This window comes from Pseudomonas sp. C2B4 (assembly GCF_013359695.1).
Lineage (GTDB): Bacteria > Pseudomonadota > Gammaproteobacteria > Pseudomonadales > Pseudomonadaceae > Aquipseudomonas.
Genome location: NZ_JABFMU010000033.1, coordinates 1 through 25,166 on the forward strand (window position 1 = coordinate 1; position 25,166 = coordinate 25,166).

The 25,166-nt window shown below is 60.0% G+C and carries 18 protein-coding genes and 1 pseudogene; 13 read left to right on the forward strand and 6 right to left on the reverse strand.

Annotated features, from left to right (window positions below):
- Positions 1-217: 217 nt before the first annotated feature.
- The 10 genes and pseudogenes from HNQ83_RS19675 (at position 218) to HNQ83_RS19720 (ending at position 12,352) form a co-directional block, all read left to right on the forward strand.
- Positions 218-1,375, forward strand: a complete 1,158-nt coding sequence (locus HNQ83_RS19675) for an efflux RND transporter periplasmic adaptor subunit (RefSeq protein WP_175390466.1) — start codon at positions 218-220, stop codon at positions 1,373-1,375.
- Positions 1,376-1,390: 15 nt separating this feature from the next.
- Positions 1,391-4,483 carry an efflux RND transporter permease subunit gene (locus HNQ83_RS19680; RefSeq protein WP_175390467.1) on the forward strand — a complete coding sequence of 1,031 codons (3,093 nt, stop codon included), beginning with the start codon at positions 1,391-1,393 and terminating at the stop codon, positions 4,481-4,483.
- A gap of 180 nt (positions 4,484-4,663) precedes the next feature.
- Complete coding sequence (locus HNQ83_RS19685; RefSeq protein WP_175390468.1) at positions 4,664-5,305, forward strand: DUF1345 domain-containing protein; 642 nt, start codon at positions 4,664-4,666, stop codon at positions 5,303-5,305.
- A 76-nt stretch (positions 5,306-5,381) separates the two neighbouring features.
- Positions 5,382-6,221, forward strand: a complete 840-nt coding sequence (locus HNQ83_RS19690; RefSeq protein ID WP_175390469.1) for an AraC family transcriptional regulator — start codon at positions 5,382-5,384, stop codon at positions 6,219-6,221.
- Positions 6,222-6,273: 52 nt separating this feature from the next.
- Positions 6,274-6,881 (forward strand): annotated as a pseudogene (locus HNQ83_RS19695) (LysE family translocator).
- A gap of 131 nt (positions 6,882-7,012) precedes the next feature.
- Positions 7,013-8,038: a substrate-binding domain-containing protein gene (locus HNQ83_RS19700; RefSeq protein ID WP_175390470.1), complete on the forward strand. Its 1,026-nt coding sequence runs from the start codon at positions 7,013-7,015 to the stop codon at positions 8,036-8,038.
- A 163-nt stretch (positions 8,039-8,201) separates the two neighbouring features.
- Entirely contained in the window at positions 8,202-8,984 is a 783-nt protein-coding gene (locus tag HNQ83_RS19705) for a sugar phosphate isomerase/epimerase (RefSeq protein ID WP_175390471.1), read from the forward strand.
- Positions 8,977-10,011 carry a sugar kinase gene (locus HNQ83_RS19710; protein WP_175390472.1) on the forward strand — a complete coding sequence of 345 codons (1,035 nt, stop codon included), beginning with the start codon at positions 8,977-8,979 and terminating at the stop codon, positions 10,009-10,011. The genes HNQ83_RS19705 and HNQ83_RS19710 overlap by 8 nt, the downstream gene beginning before the upstream one ends.
- A 49-nt stretch (positions 10,012-10,060) precedes the next feature.
- On the forward strand, positions 10,061-11,353 hold the full coding sequence (locus tag HNQ83_RS19715) for an MFS transporter (protein WP_175390473.1): 1,293 nt from the start codon (positions 10,061-10,063) through the stop codon (positions 11,351-11,353).
- 21 nt (positions 11,354-11,374) lie between these two features.
- Complete coding sequence (locus tag HNQ83_RS19720) at positions 11,375-12,352, forward strand: NAD(P)-dependent oxidoreductase (RefSeq protein ID WP_175390474.1); 978 nt, start codon at positions 11,375-11,377, stop codon at positions 12,350-12,352.
- A gap of 95 nt (positions 12,353-12,447) precedes the next feature.
- Here HNQ83_RS19720 and HNQ83_RS19725 read toward each other — a convergent pair whose 3' ends face one another.
- Positions 12,448-14,109, reverse strand: a complete 1,662-nt coding sequence (locus HNQ83_RS19725; protein ID WP_175390475.1) for a fibronectin type III domain-containing protein — start codon at positions 14,107-14,109, stop codon at positions 12,448-12,450.
- A 153-nt stretch (positions 14,110-14,262) separates the two neighbouring features.
- Positions 14,263-15,456, reverse strand: coding sequence for a pyridoxal phosphate-dependent aminotransferase (locus tag HNQ83_RS19730; protein WP_175390476.1), 1,194 nt, complete (start codon positions 15,454-15,456; stop codon positions 14,263-14,265).
- A 473-nt stretch (positions 15,457-15,929) separates the two neighbouring features.
- On the opposite strand from HNQ83_RS19730, the gene HNQ83_RS19735 reads away from it, so the two are divergent.
- A complete protein-coding gene (locus HNQ83_RS19735) occupies positions 15,930-16,214 on the forward strand; it encodes a LuxR family transcriptional regulator (protein ID WP_175390477.1) in 285 nt (94 codons plus the stop codon).
- Between the two features lie 52 nt (positions 16,215-16,266).
- The gene (locus tag HNQ83_RS19740) at positions 16,267-16,890 is read left to right on the forward strand and encodes a response regulator transcription factor (protein WP_175390478.1); all 624 of its coding nucleotides are present in this window, start codon (positions 16,267-16,269) and stop codon (positions 16,888-16,890) included.
- A 392-nt stretch (positions 16,891-17,282) separates the two neighbouring features.
- Here the strand turns inward: HNQ83_RS19740 and HNQ83_RS19745 are convergent, their stop codons facing one another.
- Positions 17,283-19,490: an autotransporter outer membrane beta-barrel domain-containing protein gene (locus tag HNQ83_RS19745; RefSeq protein WP_175390479.1), complete on the reverse strand. Its 2,208-nt coding sequence runs from the start codon at positions 19,488-19,490 to the stop codon at positions 17,283-17,285.
- Between the two features lie 240 nt (positions 19,491-19,730).
- Entirely contained in the window at positions 19,731-21,776 is a 2,046-nt protein-coding gene (locus HNQ83_RS19750) for a hypothetical protein (RefSeq protein WP_175390480.1), read from the reverse strand.
- A gap of 594 nt (positions 21,777-22,370) precedes the next feature.
- On the opposite strand from HNQ83_RS19750, the gene HNQ83_RS19755 reads away from it, so the two are divergent.
- Positions 22,371-22,730 (forward strand): DUF6124 family protein, encoded by a 360-nt coding sequence (locus HNQ83_RS19755; protein WP_175390481.1) that lies wholly within the window; start codon positions 22,371-22,373, stop codon positions 22,728-22,730.
- Between the two features lie 127 nt (positions 22,731-22,857).
- Here the strand turns inward: HNQ83_RS19755 and HNQ83_RS19760 are convergent, their stop codons facing one another.
- Together HNQ83_RS19760 and HNQ83_RS19765 are read right to left on the reverse strand one after the other, a co-directional pair.
- The gene (locus tag HNQ83_RS19760) at positions 22,858-24,000 is read right to left on the reverse strand and encodes a glycerate kinase (RefSeq protein ID WP_175390482.1); all 1,143 of its coding nucleotides are present in this window, start codon (positions 23,998-24,000) and stop codon (positions 22,858-22,860) included.
- A 312-nt stretch (positions 24,001-24,312) separates the two neighbouring features.
- A complete protein-coding gene (locus HNQ83_RS19765; RefSeq protein WP_175390483.1) occupies positions 24,313-24,771 on the reverse strand; it encodes a transposase in 459 nt (152 codons plus the stop codon).
- Positions 24,772-25,166 lie beyond the last annotated feature (395 nt).

Here is a 25,166-nt window from a genome sequence, read left to right on the forward strand (position 1 = left end):
GGCTCGCTCCCACAGTTGAAATGCATTCCCCTGTGGGAGCGAGCCTGCTCGCGAAAGCGGCCTGACAAGCGCAATAAAAATTCAAGGTCTGAAGGATATACGCCCCGGCACACACCTGAGTAAAACCCTTACACAATTTCACACAGCGCCAACAAAGCTTCACCGCTACCCTCGCCGTCGCCCAGTAGGATGCTGGGGGTCATTATTGGGGTCATTCATGTCAAAGAATCTGTTTGCCGGGCTCAGCCTCGTGGCGCTGGCGTTGATGCTGAGCGCGTGCGACACGTCCTCCAACGCCGAAGAACAGGCGCCGTTGCCCAGCGTTCGCATTGAAACCATCGAGGCCCGGCCACTGTCGATCAGCAGCGAACTGAGCGGGCGCATCGTCGCGCCGCGCATCGCCGAAGTCCGTGCCCGTGTCGCCGGGGTGGTCCTGCAACGCACGTTCCGTGAAGGCAGCGACGTGAAAAAAGGCGATGTGCTGTTCCGCATTGATCCTGCACCGTTCAAGGCCGACCTCGACAGCGCCGAAGCCGCTTTGCGCAAGGCCGAAGCCAACGCCTTTCAGGCCCGGTTGCAAGAGCAACGCTACGCCCAGTTGATCGACGACAAGGCCATCAGCGGCCAGGACTACGACAACGCCCGGGCCAATGCCCGGCAGACCGCCGCCGACGTCGCCGCCAGCAAAGCCGCGGTGGAACGGGCGAAACTGAACCTCGGTTATGCCACCGTCACCGCGCCGATTGCCGGGCGCATCGGCCGCGCCCTGGTCACCGAGGGCGCACTGGTCGGGCAGAACGAAACCACGCCGCTGGCACTGATCCAGCAACTGAACCCGATCCACGCCGACCTGACCCAGTCGACCCGCGAGCTCAACGATTTGCGCCGCGCCTTGCGTTCCGGCCAGTTGCAGGAAGTCGGCCTGGGCCAGGCCAAGGCCACGCTGATTCAGGATGACGGCAGTCTCTATCCGCTACCGGGCAAGTTGCTGTTCAGTGACATCACGGTCGACCCGGGCACCGGCCAGATCATCCTGCGCAGCGAGTTCCCCAACCCCGACCTCGACCTGCTGCCCGGCAGTTTCGTGCGGGTACGCCTGGAGCAGGCGATGAACCGGCAAGGCATCAGCGTGCCGCAACGGGCGATCCAGCGTGACAGCGCCGGTATTGCCCAGGTACTGCTGCTCGACGCCGAGCAACGGGTCGGCCAGCAACCGGTGGAGCTGGGCGCGGTGCAGAACGATCGCTGGATCGTTACCGGCGGCCTCAAGCCCGGCGACCGCATCGTCATCGAAGGCCTGCAACACGCCAGGCCCGGCGAAAAAGTGCAGATCGACGACTCCCCTCTTCCACTTGCCCAGGCTTCTGGTCAATAAGCAGGACGCTTGTTTATGCCGCAGTTCTTTATCGACCGCCCGGTGTTCGCCTGGGTGGTCGCCCTGTTCATCCTGCTCGCCGGTGCGCTGTCCATCCCTCAGCTGCCGGTGGCGCAATACCCCGACGTCGCGCCGCCGCAGATCGAAATCTACGCGGTGTACCCCGGTGCCTCGGCGCAGACCGTGGACGAAAGCGTGGTCAGCCTGATCGAGGAAGAGCTCAACGGCGCTGATCATCTGCTGTATTTCGAGTCGCAAAGCAGCCTCGGCAGCGCGACGATCAAGGCGACGTTCCAGCCGGGCACCGATCCGGAAATGGCTCAGGTGGACGTGCAGAACCGCCTGAAAGTCGTGGAGTCGCGCCTGCCGCAAGCGGTCAATCAGCAAGGCTTGCAGGTGGAGAAAGTCTCCGCCGGTTTCCTGCTGCTGATCACCCTCACCTCCAGCGACGGCAAGCTCGACGACGTGGCGCTCAGCGATTACCTGGCGCGCAATGTGATGAACGAGATCAAGCGTCTGGACGGCGTCGGCAAGGCACAACTGTATGGTGCCGAACGGGCCATGCGGATCTGGATCGACCCGCAGAAACTGATCGGCTTCAACCTGACGCCAGCGGACGTCAACGCTGCCATCGTGGCGCAAAACGCCCAGGTGTCCGCTGGCAGCATCGGCGACCTGCCAAGTCGTACCACCCAGGAAATCACCGCGACTATTCTGGTCAAGGGTCAGCTGTCGACGCCCGAAGAGTTCGCCGACATCGTGCTCAAGGCCAATCCAGACGGCTCCACGGTGCGCATCGGCGATGTGGCGCGGGTCGAGATCGGCAGCCAGGAATACCAGTTCTCCACGCGCCTCAACGGCAAGCCGTCGACCGCCGTCGGCGTACAGCTCTCACCGGGGGCCAATGCCCTGAGCACCGCGACGTTGGTACGGGCGAAAATGGATGAACTGTCGCGCTACTTCCCGGCCAACGTTGAGTACAAGATTCCGTACGACACCTCGCCCTTCGTCAAAGTCTCGATCACTAAAGTGGTGTACACCCTGCTTGAAGCGATGGTGCTGGTGTTCGCGGTGATGTTCATGTTCCTGCAAAACATCCGCTACACGCTGATCCCGACGCTGGTGGTGCCGGTCGCACTGATGGGCACCTTTGCGACCATGTTGGCGCTGGGTTTCTCGATCAACGTGCTGACCATGTTCGGTATGGTGCTGGCCATCGGCATTCTGGTGGACGACGCCATTGTGGTGGTGGAGAACGTCGAGCGGATCATGGCCACCGAAGGCCTGTCACCCAAGGAAGCCACGCGCAAGGCGATGCGGCAGATCACCGGGGCAATCATCGGCATCACCCTGGTGCTGGTGGCGGTGTTCATTCCGATGGCGTTCATGCAGGGTTCGGTCGGCGTGATCTACCGGCAGTTCTCGCTGTCGATGGCGACGTCGATCCTGTTCTCGGCCTTCCTGGCCTTGACCTTGACCCCGGCCCTCTGCGCGACGCTGCTCAAGCCGATTGCCCAGGGCGAGCATCACGCAAAAGCCGGCTTCTTCGGCTGGTTCAACCGGTGCTTCGAGCAACTGACCACGCGCTATCAGGGCTGGGTCGCCTATGCCTTGAAACGCAGCGGTCGTTACCTGCTGATCTACGGCGTGCTGCTGGTCGGCCTGGGGATTTGCTTCAGTCGGCTGCCCTCCTCGTTCCTGCCGGTGGAAGATCAGGGCTACACCATCACCGACATTCAGCTGCCACCGGGCGCGAGCAAAAACCGCACGGTGCAGGTGGTCGAGCAGATCGAAGCGCACAACGCCACGGAACCCGGTGTCGGTGACAGCACGGTGATTCTTGGTTTCAGCTTTTCCGGCAGCGGCCAGAACGCAGCGTTGGCGTTCACCACGCTCAAGGATTGGTCGGAGCGTGGCAGCGATGATTCCGCAAGTTCGATTGCCGACCGCGCCAACATCGCCCTGAGCCAGATCAAGGACGCCGTGGCCTTCTCGGTCTTGCCGCCTCCGGTGGATGGCCTCGGCACCTCCAGCGGTTTCGAATTCCGTTTGCAGGATCGCGGCGGCCTCGGCCATGCCACGCTGATGCAGGCGCGCGCCGAGCTGCTGGCCGCCGCCGAAAAGAGCCCGGTCTTGATGAACGTGCGCGAAAGTGCCCTGGCCGAAGCGCCTCAGGTGCAGTTGATCGTCGACCGCAAGCAAGCCAATGCCTTGGGCGTGTCCTTTGCCGACATCGGTAGCGTGCTGTCCACGGCCGTCGGTTCGAGCTACATCAATGACTTCCCCAATCAGGGGCGCATGCAACGGGTGGTCGTGCAGGCGGAAGGCGATCAGCGCAGTCAGGTCGAGGATCTGTTGAAGATCCACGTGCGCAACAACGCGGGGAACATGGTGCCGCTGTCGGCCTTCGTCCAGGCCAAATGGATCAAGGGACCCGCGCAATTGACCCGCTACAACGGCTATCCGGCGATCAGCATTTCCGGCGAACCCAAGCCGGGGTACAGCACCGGTGAAGCCATGGCGGAAATCGAGCGTCTGGTTTCACTCGGTCCGGCGGGCCTGGGCCAGGAATGGACCGGGTTGTCCTTGCAGGAACGCCTGTCCGGCAGCCAGGCGCCGATCCTGCTCGGGTTGTCGTTGCTGATCGTGTTCCTGTGCCTGGCGGCGTTGTACGAAAGCTGGTCGATTCCGACCTCGGTGTTGCTGGTGGTGCCGCTGGGCGTGCTGGGTGCCGTGTTGGCCGTGACCCTGCGCGGGATGCCCAACGACGTGTTCTTCAAGGTCGGGCTGATCACCATCATCGGCCTGTCGGCGAAAAACGCGATCCTGATCATCGAATTCGCCAAGAGCCTGGTCGACGAAGGCCATGACCTGATCGACGCCACATTGCAGGCCGCGCGCCTGCGGTTGCGGCCGATCGTGATGACGTCGTTGGCGTTCATCCTTGGCGTGGTGCCGCTGGCCATTGCCACCGGCGCCAGCTCGGCGAGCCAGCAGGCGATCGGCACTGGGGTGATTGGCGGGATGATCACTGCGACTTTGGCGGTGGTGTTTGTGCCGGTGTTTTTTGTGGTGGTGATGAAGCTGGTGGGAGGGCGGCAACAATAGATTCACTTCACACCGCCGGCCCATTGTGGGAGCGAGCCTGCTCGCGAAAGCGCCCTAACAGTCGACTTGGATGTTGGATGTAATGACGCCTTCGCGAGCAGGCTCGCTCCCACAAGGGATTATGGTCACCCCGACCTCGCTGGGCTAAGGTGTTTGCATACCCCACCCCAACGAGCCTCCATGCCCTACCTCACCCACACCCACCCTCGCCTGTCCGCCGCTGCCACGCTCGGTGTTGCGGTGGGCATTCTGGTCCCGACCGATTCCATCATCGGCAAGATCCTTTTCGGCTGGAACGCGGGGGTCTGGACTTATCTGCTGCTGATGCTCTGGCTCACCGTGCGCTCCAAAGCCCCGGACGTGAAACGCATCGCCGAGATCGAAGACGAAAATGCCGGGTTGGTGCTGTTCATCGTCTGCATCGCCGCCATCGCCAGCCTGGCAACCATCGCCTTCGAACTGGCCGGCAGCAAGGAGCTGGAGCTCACTCGCAGGCTGCTGCACTACGGTTTCACCGCGTTGACCGTGATCGGTTCATGGCTGTTGATCGGGGTGATTTTCAGCGTGCACTACGCGCGGCTGTTCTACACCTGGGACGGCAAGGAGCCGGCACTGCGCTTTGCCGAGGGTTTGACGACGCCCAATTATTGGGATTTCCTGTACTTCTCCTTCACTGTCGGCGTGGCGGTGCAGACTTCAGACGTCGGCGTGGCGACTCGGGAGTTGCGCAAGATCGTGCTGGCGCAATCGTTGATCGGTTTTTTGTTCAACACGGCTATCCTCGGTTTTTCGATCAATATCGCCGCCGGGCTGTTCAACTGAGCCGTGCACAAACGTTCTAGCCTTCGCCCTCGCCACGGGCGTTAAATCACTCGGCAATCCGTTCCGCAGGTGCAGCATGACTTCTCACAACTGGATCGACCTGGCCCAGGACGCCGACACCGGCATCGAGACCCTGCGCGCGCACTTCGAAGGCCACGCCTACGACCCGCACTGGCATGACAGCTACCTGGTGGGCATCACCGAGCAAGGGGTCCAGCAATTCAACTGTCGACGGGCGAAGCATCAGAGCACGCCCGGCAAGGTGTTCCTGCTCGAACCGGGCGATATTCACGACGGCGAAGCACCGACGGTGGACGGGTTTACCTACCGGACGTTGTACCTCGAACCACAGTGGCTGAAGCGTGAACTGAGTGCCGTGTTCGACAATGCACCCGACCAGGGTGAATTGAGTTTCGCCAACACCCTGGCGAGTGACGTGCGCCTGGCCCACGCCACCAGTCTGGCATTCGAGGCCTTGCATCGGGGCGAGCTGAAGATCGTTCGCCAGACCACCCTCGACGGCTTGCTCGAACGCCTCACCACCCACATGCACTGGCGCGCCCGGTATGCCAACGACCCGCGCTTGCCGCTGGTGGCGCAAAAGGCTCGGGACTATTTGCACGCCCATGCCCATGAAGACATCGGTCTCGACCAGGTGGCCAACGCCGCGGGGGTCGACCGCTTCCGCCTGACCCGCGCCTTCAAGGCCGCCTACGGCATCGCACCCCACGCCTATCTGGTGCAATTGCGCCTGGCCACGGCACGGCGGATGCTGGCCCGGGGCGAGCAACCGGCGGCGGTGGCCATGGCACTGGGGTTTGCCGACCAGAGCCATCTGGGACGCTGGTTCGTGCGCGCCTACGGCCTGACGCCGGCGCTGTACCGCAAGCGCTGCTCAAATCTTCCAGACCGCTGAATCGCGGCAGGTGAAGATCGACTTCAACGATCTTCACTGGAGTTTGCCTGCGATGTTCAGCTCTTTCCCGACCTTGTTGCCCTTTCTGCTGTTTGCCTTCGTGGCGGCGATCACCCCGGCCCGACCAACATTCTGGTGTTGAGCAACAGCGCCCGATACGGGTTGACCGCCGCGGCGCCGATCATCTTCGGCGGTTGTGCCAGTGCCGCGCTGATTGTGTTGCTGGTGGGCAGCGGCGCGGGCGCTTCGCTGGCTTCCCTGCCCGTCTTGCAAACCGCGATGCAGTGGATTGGCGTGGCCTGGTTGAGTTACCTGGCCTGGCAGATTTTCAGCGCCCCGGCGCAGGGCGTCGAAGCCACGGACAACCAGGCCCGCCTCGGCCTGCTGGGCGCCGCGAGCCTGCAACTGATCAACCCGAAAACCTGGATGATGGCGCTGGCGGTTGTCAGCGTGTTCGCCGGAGGCGGCGAGCAGCGACTGACCCATGTGCTGTATTTGTCGCTGGCCTTTTTCCTGATTTCACTGCCATGCCTTGGCGTCTGGGCCTTGCTCGGCGCAGGCTCGGCGCGCTGGTTGCATTCGCCCCGTTCGATGCGGCGCTTCAACCGCTGCATGGCTCTGTTGCTGCTGGGTTCGGCGTGGTTGAGCGTTATCGTTTGAGCGCCATCCATCGGCGATTGTCGGACAATCGATAACACAGGGCTTGACGGCGAATCAGCTTTTGGTGTCTTCTGAAACCGGTTTCAGTGCAACGCACAGACCTTATAAATCCAATAACAAGGTTTCAGCCCGTGAACGATTTCTCCGCCGCCCAGCGCAGCCGCGTCACCATGCTTGATGTCGCCGAACACGCCAAGGTCTCCAAGGCCAGCGTGTCGCGGTTCATCGGCGACGACCGCGCCCTGCTCTCCGATGCCATCGCCCAGCGCATCGAACGGGCGATCGCCGAGTTGGGCTATCGTCCCAACCAGATGGCGCGCGGCCTGAAACGCGGGCGGACCCGCCTGATCGGCATGCTGGTCGCCGATATCCGTAACCCTTATTCGATTGCCGTGATGCACGGGGTGGAAACCGCCTGCCGTCAGCACGGCTACAGCCTGGTGGTGTGCAACACCGACCGCGATGACGAGCAGGAACGCCAACACCTGGCGCTGCTGCGCTCGTACAACATCGAAGGCCTGATCGTGAACACCCTCGGACATCACCGCGATGAACTGCAAGAGCTGCATCGGGAAATGCCCCTGGTGCTGGTGGATCGCAAGGTCGAGCACCTTGAAAGCGATATGGTCGGGCTGGACAACCCGCAGGCCGTCGACCTGGCCCTCAACCACCTTGAGGAGCGAGGCTATCGTGATGTGCTGCTGGTGACCGAGCCGTTCGATGGCACCAGTTCGCGGATTGAGCGGGTCAATCGTTTCAAGGCGCAGATCGCGCAGCGTCCGGCACTGAGCGGGACGAGTATCGAAACTGGCAGCGAACTGACCGCGCACCTCAAAACCTTCCTCGATACCCCCGGTACCGGTCCGAAGGCACTGTTCTGCGCCAACGGCATTGCGGCGCTGGCGAGTACCCATGCGCTGCGAGAACTCCAGTGCAATCTGTTTGAAGACGTGGGTTTGATTGCCCTCGACGATCTGGATTGGTACCCGTTGGTGGGCAGCGGTATCACCGCCCTCGCCCAGCCGACGCAAGAGATTGGCGCGAGTGCGTTTGAGTGCTTGCTCAAGCGTTTGCGCGGGGATGACGGACCGTTGCGGACAATTGATTTTCCGGCGCGGTTGATTGTGCGGGGGTCTACCCATGGAGTTTTGCGGTGATGGTTCCGGCCCCTTCGCGAGCAGGCTCGCTCCCACATGGGTCCTGTGTTCACACATCCACTGTGGGAGCGAGCCTGCTCGCGAAGGGGCCCGAAAGAACACCACAAACACCCAATCCTTTTTTTTGAACAAAAATGAAACCGGTTTCAGAGGTAGAAAAACAATGAACAAACCCGCCGTTTCCATCAGCCTTTCCAGCTACGGCGCCGATCTGGTACGCCAACGCGGCCAGGGCAGTTTCATCGACGTGCTGGCCGCCGCCGGCGCCACGCATATCGAATGGCGCGAAGAATTGCTGACAGGTGAAGCGCCTGAGCAACTGGCCAACGCAACGCAGGCCAAGGGGCTGGAAAGTGTGTACTCCTCACCCATGGAACTGTGGCTGGCCGGCCAGTCGAAACCCAATCCCGAGTTGATGAGCGCCCTGCAACGCGCCCAGGCCTTCGGTGCCAAGTGGCTGAAGGTTTCCCTGGGCTATTTCACCGACAACAACGATCTTCAGGCGTTGGCCCAGGTGTTGGCGCACAGCTCTTTGCAACTGCTGGTGGAAAACGACCAGACCCTGCACGGTGGCCGCATCGAACCCTTCCAGCGTTTTTTCGCTGCGGTCGAGCAACACCGCTTGCCGATCAAGATGACCTTCGATATCGGCAACTGGCACTGGCAGGATCAATCGGCCGCCAGCGCCGCGCGGTTGCTCGGGCGCCATGTCGGCTATGTCCATTGCAAGGCCGTGTCACGCCGGGCCGACGGCAAACTGGTCGCCATCCCCCCTGCCGACAGCGATCTGGATCTGTGGGAACAACTGCTGCGGCACATGCCCCACGGCGTGATGCGCGCCGCCGAATATCCGCTGCAAGGCGACGACCTGGTGCAGCTCACCACCGAGCATGTCGGCGTTCTCGCCCGCCTCGGTCAATCCCGGCTGGAGAGCGCCCATGTCTGAGATCGATATCCTCTCGTTCGGCGAAACCATGGCGATGTTCGTTGCCGATCACAATGGTGACCTGGCCAAGGTCGACCACTTCCACAAGCGCATTGCCGGGGCCGACAGCAACGTCGCCATCGGTTTGTCGCGACTGGGCTTCAAGGTGGCGTGGCTGAGCCGGGTCGGTGACGACTCACTGGGTCGGTTCGTGGTCGATACCCTGAAGAAGGAAGGCCTGGATTGCAGCAACGTCACCATCGACAGCGCTCATCCCACCGGTTTCCAGCTCAAATCCCGCACCGACGATGGCGACGACCCCAGGGTCGAATACTTCCGGCGCGGTTCGGCGGCCAGTCACCTGTCGCCGCAATCGATCGTTCCCGAATTGCTCAAGGCCCGGCACCTGCACGCCACCGGCATTCCTCCGGCGCTGTCGGAAACGGCGCGGCAGATGTCGTTCGAACTGATGACCCGCATGCGCGAGGCCGGGCGCAGCGTGTCCTTCGACCCGAACCTGCGCCCGAGCCTGTGGGCCAGCCCGCAACAGATGATCAGCGAGATCAACCGCCTCGCCGCCCTCGCCCACTGGGTGCTGCCGGGCTTGAGCGAAGGACGCCTGCTCACCGGTTTCGAAGACCCCGCCGACATCGCCGCGTTCTACCTCGACCAAGGCGTCGAAGCCGTGGCGATCAAGCTGGGGCCTCATGGGGCTTACTACCGCACGCAACTGGATGAAGGCTTTGTCGCCGGCGTGCCGGTGGAAACAGTGGTCGATACCGTGGGTGCCGGCGATGGTTTCGCCGTCGGCATGATCAGTGCGCTGCTGGAGAACCACAGCATCGCCGACGCCGTGAAGCGCGCCAACTGGATTGGCAGCCGGGCGGTGCAGAGCCGTGGAGACATGGAGGGGTTGCCGACCCGGTCCGAGATGATCACTGAATTTGAAATCGCCATTCGCGAGCAGGCTCGCTCCCACAAGGACAACACAATACCTGTGGGAGCGAGCCTGCTCGCGAAGAGGCCGGAACTGTCACTGAAGATTTAAAACACCGTTACCTGCTGCGACAAAAACAACAAGCTCAGGAGCACCACTGATGAAAACCGCAACCCTCGCCACCCGCCGCTGGTGGTACATCATGCCCATCGTGTTCATCACCTACAGCCTGGCGTATCTGGACCGCGCCAACTACGGCTTCGCCGCCGCGTCCGGCATGGCCGCCGACCTGATGATCACCCCGGGCCTGTCGTCGATGCTCGGCGCGCTGTTCTTCCTCGGCTACTTCTTCTTCCAGGTGCCGGGGGCGATCTACGCGCAGAAGCACAGCGTGAAGAAGCTGATTTTCGTCAGCCTGATCCTCTGGGGCAGCCTGGCGACCCTGACCGGGATCGTCTCCAACGCCTACTGGCTGATCGTCATCCGTTTCATGCTCGGCGTGGTCGAGGCCGCCGTGATGCCAGCGATGCTGATCTACCTGTGCCACTGGTTCACCCGTGCCGAACGCTCCCGGGCCAACACCTTCCTGATCCTCGGCAACCCGGTGACCATGCTCTGGATGTCGGTGGTGTCGGGGTATCTGGTGCAGCACTACAGCTGGCGCTGGATGTTCATCATCGAAGGCTTGCCGGCGGTGCTCTGGGCGTTCATCTGGTGGAAGCTGGCCGATGATCGTCCGTCCCAGGCCAAGTGGCTCAACGACCAGGAAAAACAGGACCTGGAAAGCGCCCTCGCCGCTGAACAGGTCGGCATCAAGGCGGTGAAGAACTACGCCGAAGCCTTCCGTTCGCCGAAAGTCATCCTGCTGGCCTTGCAGTTTTTCTGCTGGAGCATCGGCGTCTACGGCTTCGTGCTGTGGCTACCGTCGATCCTCAAGGCCGGCGCGCAGATGGACATGGTCGAAGCCGGCTGGCTGTCGGCGCTGCCGTACCTGGCGGCGGTGATCGGTATGCTGCTGGTGTCCTGGGGCTCGGACAAATTGCAGAAGCGCAAACGCTTCGTCTGGCCGCCGCTGCTGATTGCCTCCATCGCGTTCTACGGTTCCTACGCCTTGGGCGCCGAACACTTCTGGTGGTCCTACACCCTGCTGGTGATCGCTGGTGCCTGCATGTACGCGCCTTACGGGCCGTTCTTCGCGATCATCCCGGAAATCCTCCCGGCCAACGTCGCCGGCGGTGCCATGGCACTGATCAACAGCATGGGCGCCCTGGGTTCGTTTGGCGGCTCCTATCTGGTCGGTTACCTGAACAGCTCCACCGGTTCGCCCGGCGCGTCCTACCTGTTGATGAGCGGCGCGTTGATGGTCTCGGTGGTGCTGACGATTGCCCTCAAGCCCGGCGCCAGTGACCGGGAGCGGCCCACGGTTGCCGTGACCCGTCCCGCCCACTCCTGAATTGATGCAGAGAGACTCACGATGAAAAAGCAGGTTGTGCTGTACAAGAAACTCTCACCGACGCTGATGGCCCGCCTTCAGGCAAAAGCCGAGGTGACGCTGATCGACAGCCTCGATGCCGAAGGCCTGGCCAAGCTGCGCGCCGCCCTGCCCCGCGCCCACGGGTTGCTCGGCGCCAGCCTGAAACTGGACGCCGAATTACTGGACCTGGCACCGGATCTGGAGGCCATCGCCAGCGTCTCGGTGGGTGTCGACAACTACGACATCGACTACCTCACCGAACGCCGCATCCTGCTCAGCAACACCCCGGACGTGCTCACCGAAACCACCGCCGACACCGGCTTCGCGCTGATCCTCGCCAGCGCCCGGCGCGTGGTGGAACTGGCGAACAGGGTTCGTGCCGGTCAGTGGGACCGCAACATCGGCCCCGCACACTTTGGCACCGATGTGCACGGAAAGACCCTGGGCATCATCGGCATGGGCCGCATCGGCGAAGCCTTGGCCCAGCGTGGGCATTTCGGTTTCGGCATGCCGGTGATCTACCACAGCCACTCGCCGAAGCCGGCGGTGGAGCAGCGTTTCAACGCGCAATACTGCAGCTTGCCGCAACTGTTGCAGGAAGCGGATTTCGTTTGCCTGACCTTGCCGTTGACCGCTGAAACCGAAGGGTTGATCGGCACCGAACAGTTCGCGCAGATGCGTCCCGAGACGATCTTCATCAATATTTCTCGGGGCAAGGTGGTGGACGAAGCAGCGCTGATCGAGGCGTTGCAGGCGGGCCAGATTCGCGCTGCCGGGCTGGATGTGTTCGAGCGTGAACCGCTCGACCCGGACTCGCCGCTGTTGCGGTTGGACAACGTGGTGGCGACCCCGCACATTGGCTCGGCGACCCATGAGACGCGGGAAGCGATGGCCAGATGTGCGGTGGACAACTTGCTGGCGGCGCTGGCGGGTCAGCGACCGATAAATCTCGTGAACGCCCGTGCGTGGACAGATTGAACGACTTGCCCGACTGGAAGCGGGTATCTACGTCAGCAACTACTCCAGAGTCAGAATAATCCCCGAACGACCCCAAAGTTGGTCAGCGCGCCGGGTTACGTTGTCTGCTTGATTTTATGATCGAAGCAGGCACTCAAGGAGACGTTCCCGGCCGCATCTTTGGCGCGCACTTCGAACGTGTCGCCATCGTGCAGACCAGAAACGGGATAAGACGTCTCGGTGACCGGAACCCAGGCCCCGTCATTAAGGCGAACCTCATAACCGGTTACCTTCACGTTGTCTTCCGATGCAACCCAGTTCAGTCGGCCCGTGTCCGATGACAAAGACGTGAGCTTGATACTTTGCGGGCGAGTAGGCGGAACACGGTCATGAGTCGTCACGCTGATGGACGCCGTAAGTGCCGGGGGCAGACCTTCAGCACGGCGCGGCTGAATGGTGAACTCGTAAGCCTGTTCAGGCGTCAATCCCTGGGCAATATGTTCAGTGTCTGTCGTCTGTACAGTCGGTCGTCCTGGACAGCTGATGTCATAACCGATCACGTCGTTGTCATTCTCCGGTTTCACCCATCTCAACCAGACCTCATTAAATGTTCTTCCGGGAGCGCTCAGATTACGCGGTTGCGTTTTGTCCGGGCCCATTCGGATAAATCTTTCGCCAGGTGGGGAAAAACCGCTTTCATTGAAGGCCCTGACTTGAACGAAATAATCGGTATCGGGCCTCAGGTGTTTGAATTCATGGTTCAGATAGTGAGTTTCATGCCGCTCGATCACATCCGGGTATTGATCACGCAATCCATAGGCCACTTCATATCCTTTAGCGAAAGTCGTTGACCACGTCACGCGCAACTGATCGAACAAAGGATTCAAGAATATTTCGCTTGGTGTACCGGGTATGGGCGGTCCATCCAGTGTCCTTTGCGTCAAACGCGCTGGCATCGACTCTCCGTTGGCATTGCGGCTACTGACTTCAAAAAAATACTGCGTGTTTTTGGTCAAGGCAGAGATGGTTTCTTTTAACGACGTTGTAGCAATCTCAACGTACTTGCCGTCAGGCGGTTCAACGCCATATCGAATGACATAATCTTGAGCCCCCGCAGAGGCGGACCATTCAACTGTCATCGTTGAAGCCGTCGGTGTTGCGCGCACATTGGTGGGGATGGGCGGAGCCTTCAACGTCTGTTTGACGACCCGGGCGGGTGGTGAGTCGCCGACATTGTTGGTCGCTCGAACTTCAATCCAATAGTCGACGCCGCTGTTCAGCCCGGAGATGCGGTATTCGGTCGTCGTCACGACTCGGGTAGTGATGACGGCCCCGTTGGGGGCGAGTCCATGGCTGACCTTGTAGCTGATGGCACCGGAAACAGCCGCCCACGCCAGGAACATCTCTTGGGTGGTCGGCGTGGCGACGAGATTCGTCGGGCTCTCCGGCAAGGCGGACGCGGGCAGCGTCGCTGCCCTGACGAGACTGTGTAAAGAAGACTCTTCTCCAGCCAACAGCCCGTACAAGTAAAAAAAGTAGTTCGTATTGGGAATGAGGCCGGTAATCGTGTGCCTGCGTGCGGGGTGCGGGACATCGAGTTCATCGATAAACTCCGGCCCGATATACCACTTGATACGAGTAGAGTTTTGTTGACCGGCCATTCCGTATGCCCACGAGAGGCTAATGGAATTTTGTGATTTCGAAGTCACCACACTGTGCTCCGGAGCGCTGACCGCCAGCACATTGGTCAAGCCACTTTCGTCGTCATGCCCATTCATACGGAAGATCCTTGGCTATGTTCGTCAAGGTTTCCATTGGAATGCCATCGGTGCCATTGCGCAACTGACAGAACTGATAGTGGCAACCGACACTATTGTGTGCTGTCAGCCGCAGAGGGATTGAACGCGTCGCAGCTTTGGGGGAGCACAGGCCTAGCCACAACCCACCCGCGATTCCAGTAAGTCAGCAGCACACAAGGCAATACGCCTGCACGCGTCTGCCAACTTCTTGCGGTCGACCACCAAGCCCATGCGAATGTGCCCAGCCGCACTTGGCCCGAACGCTTCGCCAGCAAGAACCGACACGCCATAACCTTCTAACAGCCGCTCGGCAAAACGCTGGGCACACAGTCCGGTCTCGCGTACATCCACCATCACGAACATCCCGCCATCGGGACGGATCGGCCGCAGGCCCGGGCAATTGTCCAGGCTCGCGCATACCAGATCGCGCCGCTGGCGATACTCCTCGCGCATTAGCACCACTTCCGGGAGGTCATGATCCAGGGCCAATTGCGCGGCGTTTTGAATAAAGTCCGGTATGCCAAACAACATGCACAACGACAGGTGCTCCAGGTGGTCGGCCAGGGGTTTCGGGCCGATCACCCACCCCACCCGCCAGCCACTCATGGCATGGGATTTCGACAGACTGTTAATTGTCGCGGTGCGCTCGGCCATGCCAGGCAGACTGGCCGGACTGATGTGTTCTGTGTCGTACAGCAAGTCGCTGTAGACTTCATCGCTGATCAGCCACAGGTCATGACGGATACACAGCGCCGCCAGGCCTTGCCAGATCTTCAGCGACAAACTGGCGCCGGAGGGATTGTTCGGGCTGTTGAGCAACAAGGCGCGGGTTTTCGCAGTGACCAACGCGGCAACATCCGCCGGGTCAACCCGAAACCCGTTTTCCGGCCGCACGGCCACCGGTACCACTTTCGCGCCGCAAGCGCCGAACACCGCTTCATACGTCACGTACATCGGTTCAGCGACGATCACCTCATCGCCGGGGTCGAGCAGGCACTGCGCCACCGAATACACCGCGCACTGCGCTCCCGGGAAGACGATCACATGCCCGGCATCAACCCCTTGACCGGTACGACGGCGATGACGGCGGGCAATGCTGTCGCGCAACCCCTGACTGCCGCGCACCGCAGGATAGTGCGTGTCTCCGGCGAGCAAACTGTCGATAGCGGCCAGTACGATCGGCTGTGGCGTGTCGAAGTCCGGATCGCCGATCGACAGCAGCAACACATCAACGCCCTGTTCCCGCAATTCCAGTGCTCGATCATGAATCTGCCAGGCCGCCGCTCCGTCACCGGCGATCCGTTGGGTCAAGGCTGAGTAGCGCATACAGTTCTCCATTCGCGCGGGTTCCAAGCCTCAACCCTATCTCAATTCTCGCAACCCGCCACCCACGGCGTTCCAATCCATCACCTGACGTTCCGTACATCGGGTGACTGAATTCAGTCGAGCCTGCGATCCTGTCAGTTGCAAGCACTCGCCTGCGATTTCTCAGCCATCCTGAGCCCGTGAAATGTATCTTGAAATCAATCACTAATTGTCGAATGCGCAAGCCGACGATGGAAAGAATGTTCCTACACCGCAGCCGGCATTGGACTGACAGCCCTTTCCTTTCAAAGTGATTAAAGTCCGCAACCTGTAATTTCTGACAGGTCACACGGAGAATTTATCGCGCTATAAGGAGACCGTGCCTACAGCCCTTCCAAGGTGACTGCAGGACGGTCGCGCGAACCACGCCATCACGAAGTAGGAAGTTTCCGCCGCGCCCACGCCGTCAATGATGATGAATGGGAGATTCGCTTATGTACCGCTCCACAACCGCTTCAGTTCAGTCATCGCCAGCCCAGGCCGGATTCCAGCCACAGACGTGTCAGCCACCCCAGGTGATTACGCTCACGGCCAGGGAAAAGGAGGTCTTGCAGTGGGGGCTGGCCGGTAAGTCGTCCTGGGAAACCGCCCAGATCTGCGGGTGCTCCGAGGCCGGTGTGAATTACCACTATTGCAACATCCGCCGCAAATTCGGCGTGAGATCGCGCTGGGCCGCCATGGCCAAGGCGCTGGAGCAGGGCCTGATTCATCCTTCTTGAACCAGTCTCTCTTCAGCGGTCGGCGCTACATTGATCCCTGTAGAGACCTTTCATGTATCTGGAACAGACGCCTGCATCCAACACCCTGCCCCGCCTCGTCGAAGATGCCTGCAACGATACGCCCGTGTCGTACAGGCATCGCTCCAACCCTGCACTTCGCATCATCCTGGCTGACGACCATCCTGTGGTGCTGATGGGGGCCGAAACGGCCCTGCGTTCAGCATCCGGCTCCCCGTGCTCGATCGTAGGCCTGGCCAGCCACGCCGATGAACTCATCAGCCAGTTGGAATGCACACCGTGCGATCTGGTGATCAGCGACTACTCGATGCCCTATGGGAATTTCCCCGATGGCCTGGCATTGATGGGGTATTTGCGCCGTCACTTTGGCCATATTCCACTCATAGTGATGACAATGATGCGCAACCCTTCCCTGCTGCAGGCGCTGCTCAAGACAGGGGTTGGCGGCCTGTTCGACAAGCGCAGCCCCTTGAGCGAACTTAAACGGGCGGTAAACGTCGTGATTAAAGGTCGGCGGCACATTTGCCCGACGTTCGCCAATACTCTGCATGCCCAGAGCCATCCCTGCTCCAGCGTTGGCGCATCAGGTATGCGCGGGATTTTGCCCGCAAGCCGGGATGCAAGGTCGGTTTCACTATCAGCGAAAAGATCCCGTTGAGCAGTAATATCGTGGCAATGGCTTGTCCAGTATCGTGTAGCAATCGCCTCCGTCTCATCATCCACAAACAACTCATACTTTTCCTGTTTGACAGTCGGATCAGAGTACAGCGGAATGGTGAACCAGACTTTAAGGTCAGAGCGAGTCAATGCTTCCGGAAGCAATCCAGGCTCACCGCCCGGAATATCGGGAAGCAACCCCTCCACTTCAGGCTTGGGCGCCGTTGGATCGAATGAGCGCTGTTGGGTGTTGTACGTGACCATGAACATGACTCCCGGGATCAGGCACGAAGAAGTTTCAGCCCTCACTCGGGGCCACCTTCCCCACGCGATAAAGAACATAGAACAGGTGATGCCCCCGCCGTCCCTGGCAGGCGTTATCAAGTCAGTTGATTAAAATTTGATTTGAAGTCCGGCATTCACACCCCACGGCTGTTCGATCTTTTTGCCATTGCTGTAATCGAAATCCGCGTGCAGCGACACCTTGTCGGTCAACGTCATCGCGACGCCCACCCCCACCTCACCGCGTGAACCGGACAAGTCGTTAGTGAAGCGGTTGTCGTTGACTTTTACGTCGTTGCCTTTGGCGAATTCATGCACATAAGCGGCGCGCACATAGGGCTGCACCTTTTTGCCTTCGCCCAAATTGAAGTTGCGCCCCACCGTGGCACCCAATTCGCCCAGCAGCGAATGGCTGCGATCGCCGTCCGCGCTCAAGCCGTTATCCAGGTCATAGCGCTGCCCCTGAAACACCACACTGGCCAGTTTGGCGTAAGGCTCAACGAAGTTGTCACCGATATTGATTTGACGGCCGACTTCCAGGGATGCACCGATACCGTTGGTGTCGTACTTGCCCTTGGTCTTGGTGCCGTCACTGAGTTGCACATCGGACTCATTCTGCAAGTGGTTGTATTTGATCACGCCGTCGAAGTAGTACCCGGTCAGCGCATCCAGCCAGGTGGTGTAGGCCCCCAGGAAGTAGCTGTCGACTTCACCAGTGGTGCCACCGCTCATGTCCAGGTCGGATTGGCTGTAACCGGCCAGTACACCGAACAACCATTGCCCGTCGCCCATTGGCAACGGTGCATCGGCACCGAACGACAGGCCCTGCTGGGTTTGCCGATAAGCGACGCCCGAGCTGGCGTCGACATTGAACTTGTTACCAAAGGTGCGAACCCAGCCACCGGCCTTGTTGGTGTCCCAGCGCACTTCGCCCATCCGGGCGCGCAAGGAACGCTCTTCGCCGTACCAGATTGTCCGTGAGGCGTCGAACAACGCCATCACGGATTGGGTACCAGGGCTGATGACCCGCGAAGCGGTGTTCAGGTACCACTTGTTTTTATCCAGCTGGATCAGATCGTAAGAGAAGGCCCCCTGCTCCACCGGACCATTCAACAACTGGAATTGTGCATCGCCGTCGGCGATATGAATCACGGGTCTCGCGCCTGCTGCAACCGGTTCGGAACCGCTGCTGTCGAGGGAAACCTTATGGGTGCCGGTGGCCGTGCCGGTGACTTCCAGCGTATCAATCTGACCGGTGCTGAAGTTGTTGTGCATGTGAAACGTGCCGCTGCCCGACAACTCCCCCACGGACAACTTGAAGTATTGGCCGGGATTGCCGAATTGGACGCCACCACCATTGAGGTCCAGCTTCCCGACGGCGCCATCACCCACCATCACCCAACGCGCGTCATTGTTGACGGTCAGGCTCTGCACGTTTTCCAGGCGCCCGGTCAGCGTTGCGGAGTTATTCAGCAATACGTCGGCGCTGCTGCCGTCCGCCACCACGATATCGCCGACCAACTGGCTGTTGTCGACCTTGAAATTAACCGAAGAGTCGTTGATGACATCCAGCAACGTTCCATTGCCGCCTTTCAACGTGGAGCCGTTGTTGACCTGGATATTCACCCGCTCAGTGTTGGTCTGGGTCTGCCCATCGACGACGATCGCCGAACCGCTCAGCCCTTCGACATGGGACTTGTCGAGTACCACTGCGTTACTGGCGGGCAGGTTCTGGTCGGCGAACACAAAGATGCCGTTAAGCCCGCCGGTAATCGTGCTGTCGGTGGCGGATACCTGGCCGCCGAAGCTGCTGACACCCACACCATTGGCATCGCTGCCGGTCACTTTGGTTCCGGCTTGCAGAATCAATTGACTCTTGGCGCCAAGGCTGGCCCCTTCGCTAGCGCCGATGATTTCACTGTTATTGACTGTCGCCTTCGAACCACCCTTGGGCGTATGGATCAGTCGCAAGCCGGTGGTTGTACTCACGACTTTACTCTGGTTGGCGATCACCGCCTCGCTGGCGGACAAGGTGACGCCTTCGTTACTGCCCAATGCAGTCACTTGAGTGTTGTTGAGCTGGAGGCTGGAACCGGTCTCGGCACGGATCTGCGACGTAGAGGCGCCGTTGGCCGTCAGGCTGCCGACGTTTCGTACTAAATAGTTGTCCCGCGGCGTGTTGGCATCGATCGTCAGAGGCGCGCCATCGACAATGGTTTGCGCCAGCGTCACTGGGCTGATCACCAACAGGGGGGTGAATGTCGCGAGTTTAAGCAACCGTACCAAAGGTAATACGGCAAAGGTCGGACTGACAGACATGGAAAGCTCCAGGTTAAGAAGTCTTTTGCGAACCGCCCAGCCAATGTCAGGGAAGGCAAGCGGCGGATCGCGAAACGGCGCCGATCCTAGACACTTGCTTCCCTAAAAAATGTAGGACTTATCCTGCTGTCTCCGCGACTTCTCCCGGTACGACAGTAAGTCGCACCTGCTCCGAACGGCCGCAGTTCAGCATCGCGCCGGAGCACGGGCGATAACGCCCGCGCTTGTGCACGACATGTCCTACGGTCTTGGAATCGGACACGAACCCGAACCGTCGTGAAACGCTGTAATTCGAGTAAGCGACTCCGATGGAATATCTTCGAAGCCGTCGTACCAGAAATAGATGAGTTTCATCCGCCCCCTCCTATGGGTGGCTGCGGTCTGGTCGTACAACGGCTTGATATGCGTGTCGTAAGGGGTCACCAGCCCCTTCAAACCGGTGACAGGACCATCGGTTCCCAGGACGTAGTCCTTTTCAAACTCTGCGCCCAAAATGGGGGCTTCCGGATCAGTCAAATACTCCCCCGTCATCGGTATGAATTTGACCTTGATCGTTTGGCCATCCGGCACCAGGCCGGTCAGATCGGGAAGCTCAAACTGCAGGTCTCCGTTCGCCTCCAGCATTGTGCAGTTCGGATAATCCCCCGGCACCGTTGGAAAATTCGGCTGTGGCAGTTCGGTAGCAATCGCATTCACATCCACTTCGGTAATTTCGGACGGCAGTTCATTGTCCAGCCCTGTTTTAGAGGCCCAATAGCGTACGGGGACATTCGGACCGTTTTTACCGTCCTTGATGTACGACCATGGGATTACTGTCCTTGCATTCCCGCCTGGCGTATCCCCGGCCGCACTGTCGAATGGGCGCCGCGCCTCGAGGACCCTCTGGCCATTCCATTCGGGTGTGACGATAAGTCCATCTTTGGCTCCGAGAGGCCACTTGAAATCGAAGAATGCATCTTCGTTCTTGTCAGCCCGGGTCAACTTATTGGTTCGCGTATCGTCGTGATTCTTCACGGTGCCTTTGAGCAAACTCGGGTGCCAGGGCTCTGGCCATTCATCCAAAGGAGGCCATGGCAGCCAGCCGATGGGCGATTCCAGGTTGACGTCGAACATATCGCTCGCCGGACCGAAGGGTCGCCCCTTGCGAAAGTACGTGTAACTGACACGCGTGCTCTTGACTCCAACGGTGTCTTTTCCGTACTCCAACAACAGTGTTTTTGCGGGCACTACCGGCACTTCAATCCTCTCGCTGCCGTTATCGGGAATGGGAAAGTCTTCCACCACTTCCGTATTGCCCCACTTCACGGCAAGAGCGTCACCAGCCTTGTAGGCAGCTGGACGTTTGATCCAGACACTCACCCCTTCCAAGACATCCTCCAGCAGTAGCACCGGGTCCGCCTGATCGACCTCGGGTTTATCCAGGGGCTCAGCAGGCAACGGCCCCCAAGTGAGGATCACGTTCGTCCAGAGCGAGACCAAACTGTCGTTTAGTGCCGTATCTCTAATCACGTAGAGAAATACCGCCTTTGCGTCGCCGAGAGCACGAATCTTCTGTGCATCGATATCGAAAATGACCGGTGCCAACCCAGGATCCGGGACATCGGCGGACTCAATAGGCTGAAAATTTTTCAAGTCCTCGGGTTCAGGAATATCGTTGACATTGAACAGATAGATGTGGATTCGATCATTATCCTTCCATCGGTAATTGGCAGATTCTGCAAAGGTGAGTGCCAGCTTTCCGTTGGCCGGCAGATTGACGTCGTCCAGATGAGGATTGGCAACTTTCAGTGCTTCGGGTACATGACCGCCGTAGGGTTGGAGTCGATCACAAAGGAACGGTACAGGGTCGCTTTCGTCGTCTGAATTATTGTAGTAATCGACCCTGTATTTCAGTTGGCAGTTTGCGTGCTCCGGAAAATCGTTGATGGATATCTCCATCTCATAGGGGAATGCTTCCAGGAAATCCGTCTGGCCATCTGGCACGAGAAATCTGTGTGAGGCGACGTCCACAAATCCATTGCCGTCGCCTTTGTCCAACTGCAGCGTAAGAAAATCCCCCCTAGTATTACCAATAGGCGGAGTACCGGTCCAGCGCGGGATCTTCACCGTCAGTTTCTTGCTGTCCCGTAGCCTGGGACCGTGAAGGATGGTTTTGCCATCATCGACAAAATCATCGGGATCGAACTCTATCGGTTTCTCTACAAGGCTCGCGCGATGATCACTGCGCATTTTCAGATACGCACGACGGGCCTTCGCTCGCTCGCTTTTACTCTGGATATTCGCCATGTTCCTTCTCTCCTGTTATGCCATTTGAGCCATGAGCGCCCCCATGACCCTACGTAGCTCAACAGCCTGGAGCCGGCGGGTACAACACGATCCCGTGTCGCAGGACTACCTGTCTTGGCGAGGATTAAGCACCGGCATTCAGAAAAGCGAAACTGTCAGAGTTGACAGGTGGGAATTTGTACAGGGTCTTTGGCAAATGGCGAAATCCCGTGCGTTAAGGCAGAAAACTGCCTGATAAACAACGCCGCCGAGAGCTTGTTTAATCACGTTTAAGACAACTTCTTGAAAGCCACAAGACCTTGCGTCGTTGCCTACCCTTGCGCCAGAATCCGCCGGCTTGTGCGCCCTGGGGCCGCTCGGTAACTTGATTCGCGTCACTGATGGTCAGTGATCGGGTTTAGCAGCCCGTGGGTTTTCCAGTGAAGTGCACAAGCTCTATCAGTCAGGCATTCCCATACCTGCACTTGATGGTGGCTGTGCGCAGGGCGCCTTCGGGCGCGCCGGTTTGCTGGAGTCCCCGGTCTGCTAACCTGCGTACAGCTGCCTCCCTCTTGTTTAGCAGCAAGAGTGCGGCACTCCATGAAGGACCCAGCTATGAAAAAGCACTCACCGAATCCCCCGGACACCGATCCGACCTCCCCGTACGAACCCGATTCAAACAGACTCAACGAAGCCGCCGAGCGCGCCCTCGACTTCCACTTCCCTTCGACCGCCGACATCAAGGCCACGCCACGTACCGTCAGCACGCTGTTTACCGTCGACCCCGAAGCCAAGACCGAAACCCTGATGGTGTATCTGGTGGAGACGCTGGCGTCGGTGGATGTGATGGTCCATCAGTTGGTGGATCATCTGGAAGGCAGCGACCGCAATGCGCTGCTGGGGATTTCCAACAGCGTGATGCTGGCGGAGATCACGGCGAATCGGGTGTTGGATCAGATTGATCCGCCTGAATAAAAACCCACCCAACTGTAGGAGCGAGCCCTGCTCGCGAAAAACCCGAAGGCGCCGCTAGGCATCTGGTTTTACGCGTCATCGTTCACGTCCATCGCGAGCAAGCTCGCTCCTACAGGATAACGGTGTATCAGGCGTTGTTCCTGGCCACCCGCCACACCCGCGCAATATCACTCGCCCGCTCACGCAACAACCGCGGCGCCTCGTTGCACGCTTGCACCAACGTCATCGGCCCGCTCGCCAGGGCGAACGCTGCATCGATACCATGCTCATACAACGCCTGATAACCCTCGCCCAAAGTGCCGGCGATGACGATCACCGGCACGCCCTGTTGTCTGGCAATTCTTGCGACACCAAAGGGTGTTTTGCCGCGCAGGGTTTGCGCATCGAAACGCCCTTCTCCGGTGATCACCAGATCGGCGTTTTGCACGGCATCGGCCAGGCCAACCAACTCCGCCACCACGTCAACCCCCGCCTTGAATTGCGCACCGAGAAACGCCTTGGCGGCGAAGCCCAAACCGCCCGCCGCGCCACTGCCCGGTTCGTCGCGTACGTCTTTGCTCAGGACATTTGCACAGTGATCGGCGAAGTGCCCGAGGGCGTGATCCAGCAGCTGCACCTGTTCAGGCGAGGCACCTTTTTGCGGGCCGAAAATCGCCGATGCACCGTGGGGGCCGCACAGGGGATTGTTGACGTCGGCGGCGATGTCGAAACGCACCTCGGCCAGGCGCGGATCGAGGCCGCTCAGGTCGATGCGGAACAACTCGGCGAGGGCGAGCCCGCCCGGTGCCAGGGTCTGGCCTTGGGCATCGAGCAGTTTGACACCCATGGCTTGCATCGCCCCCGCGCCGCCATCATTGGTGGCGCTGCCGCCGATGGCGAGGATCACTCGTTGAGCGCCAGCATCGAGTGCCGCGCGGATCAGTTCGCCGGTGCCGAAGGTGCTGCTGATGCAGGCATCGCGCTGATCGAGCGGGACCAATTGCAAACCACTGGCTTCGGCCATTTCGATGATCGCGGTATGGCTGTGGGGCAACCAGCCCCAGGCGGCTTCGACCGGAGTGCCCAGTGGCCCTTGCACCGTGGCATGGCGAAGCTGGCCATCGCAGGCCGCCAACACCGACTCCACCGTCCCCTCCCCGCCGTCGGCCATCGGGCATTTGATCAACTGCGCATCGGGCCAGACTTCTGACAGGCCGAGGGCAATGGCATCAGCCACGCCCTGGGCGCTGAGGCTGTCCTTGAACGAATCGGGGGCAATCACGATTTTCATGGGAATTCTCCAGTTCCAATGCCCCCCATGCTGCCAGCCGGCACGCGCAATGACGCCGGTCCGCTGCACAAGCGGCATTGAGGATTATTGTTCATTTCCACAAAACCCGGAGATTCCCATACAGGGAACCTGTACCCACCACAAAACCACTGTGGGAGCGAGCCTGCTCGCGAAAGCGGTGGGTCAGTCAGCAAGGGATGTTGGATGTGAGGGCCTCTTCGCGAGCAGGCTCGCTCCCACAGGGGATTTGCGTCCTGGCACCGTCCATTGTGGGAGCGAGCCTGCTCGCGAAGATGGCGACTCGGTTTCAGCTCAAACCCAAATGGCATCCCACAGCGGGTAGTCGCCCAGTTTATCGACCAGCCCCGCCCTTAACGGGTTGGCCACGATGTACCGGGCCACTTTTACCAAATCCTCATCACGGCGCAACGCTCGGTCATGAAAGCCTTGCTGCCAGAGACGGGTCTGTCGGCCAGTGAACCGGCTGACCGCCTTGGTGCTGAAAGATTTGGTCCTTTGCATCAACTCGCTCAACGATCCCTGCTGCAAATCGATCAACCAGTGAAAGTGATCAGGCATGACCACCCAAGCCAATGAATGGACACGACCCAGATCCTGCGCAGCGCGAAACTGTGCGACGACTAATCTGCCCAAGGCGAAGTCGCTGAATACAGGCGCTCTTGCAAACGTGTTAGTGGTCAGTAGGTAAATCCGGTTGGGTTCGGCAAAACGGCCGAGACGCAGACGATGTGAAGCGGATAAATCAGGCATTCCTTCGCCTCTTGCAGGTTTAAGTCATCAAGAAGGCTAGCGCTGTGGATGCCAGAGGTTGAGACAGGCTTTTAGCTGGATGTGTCTGGGCGAATGCCTTCGCGAGCAGGCTCGCTCCCACACGGGGATTGGCGTTGCCCAGGAAGTCTGTGTCCCGCCGCCGTCCATGGTGGGAGCGAGCCTGCTCGCGAAGGCGGTGGGTCAGTCGGCATGGAGGGTGCAACTGATGGCCTCTTCGCGAGCAGGCTCGCTCCCACACGGGAGTTCGCGTTGCTCATGACATGTGTGTCCCACCACCGCCCATGGTGGGAGCGAGCCTGCTCGCGAAGGCGGTGGGTCAGTCGGCATGGAGGGTGGAAGTGATGGCCTCTTCGCGAGCAGGCTCGCTCCCACAC

Bases quoted from the DNA above. Each gene is read 5' to 3' on its own strand.
- HNQ83_RS19675 (WP_175390466.1), top strand. From the start codon at position 218: ATGTCAAAGAATCTGTTTGCCGGGCTCAGCCTCGTGGCGCTGGCGTTG.
- HNQ83_RS19680 (WP_175390467.1), top strand. From the start codon at position 1,391: ATGCCGCAGTTCTTTATCGACCGCCCGGTGTTCGCCTGGGTGGTCGCC.
- HNQ83_RS19685 (WP_175390468.1), top strand. From the start codon at position 4,664: ATGCCCTACCTCACCCACACCCACCCTCGCCTGTCCGCCGCTGCCACG.
- HNQ83_RS19690 (WP_175390469.1), top strand. From the start codon at position 5,382: ATGACTTCTCACAACTGGATCGACCTGGCCCAGGACGCCGACACCGGC.
- HNQ83_RS19705 (WP_175390471.1), top strand. From the start codon at position 8,202: ATGAACAAACCCGCCGTTTCCATCAGCCTTTCCAGCTACGGCGCCGAT.
- HNQ83_RS19710 (WP_175390472.1), top strand. From the start codon at position 8,977: ATGTCTGAGATCGATATCCTCTCGTTCGGCGAAACCATGGCGATGTTC.
- HNQ83_RS19715 (WP_175390473.1), top strand. From the start codon at position 10,061: ATGAAAACCGCAACCCTCGCCACCCGCCGCTGGTGGTACATCATGCCC.
- HNQ83_RS19720 (WP_175390474.1), top strand. From the start codon at position 11,375: ATGAAAAAGCAGGTTGTGCTGTACAAGAAACTCTCACCGACGCTGATG.
- HNQ83_RS19725 (WP_175390475.1), bottom strand. From the start codon at position 14,109: ATGAATGGGCATGACGACGAAAGTGGCTTGACCAATGTGCTGGCGGTC.
- HNQ83_RS19730 (WP_175390476.1), bottom strand. From the start codon at position 15,456: ATGCGCTACTCAGCCTTGACCCAACGGATCGCCGGTGACGGAGCGGCG.
- HNQ83_RS19735 (WP_175390477.1), top strand. From the start codon at position 15,930: ATGTACCGCTCCACAACCGCTTCAGTTCAGTCATCGCCAGCCCAGGCC.
- HNQ83_RS19740 (WP_175390478.1), top strand. From the start codon at position 16,267: ATGTATCTGGAACAGACGCCTGCATCCAACACCCTGCCCCGCCTCGTC.
- HNQ83_RS19745 (WP_175390479.1), bottom strand. From the start codon at position 19,490: ATGTCTGTCAGTCCGACCTTTGCCGTATTACCTTTGGTACGGTTGCTT.
- HNQ83_RS19750 (WP_175390480.1), bottom strand. From the start codon at position 21,776: ATGGCGAATATCCAGAGTAAAAGCGAGCGAGCGAAGGCCCGTCGTGCG.
- HNQ83_RS19755 (WP_175390481.1), top strand. From the start codon at position 22,371: ATGAAAAAGCACTCACCGAATCCCCCGGACACCGATCCGACCTCCCCG.
- HNQ83_RS19760 (WP_175390482.1), bottom strand. From the start codon at position 24,000: ATGAAAATCGTGATTGCCCCCGATTCGTTCAAGGACAGCCTCAGCGCC.
- HNQ83_RS19765 (WP_175390483.1), bottom strand. From the start codon at position 24,771: ATGCCTGATTTATCCGCTTCACATCGTCTGCGTCTCGGCCGTTTTGCC.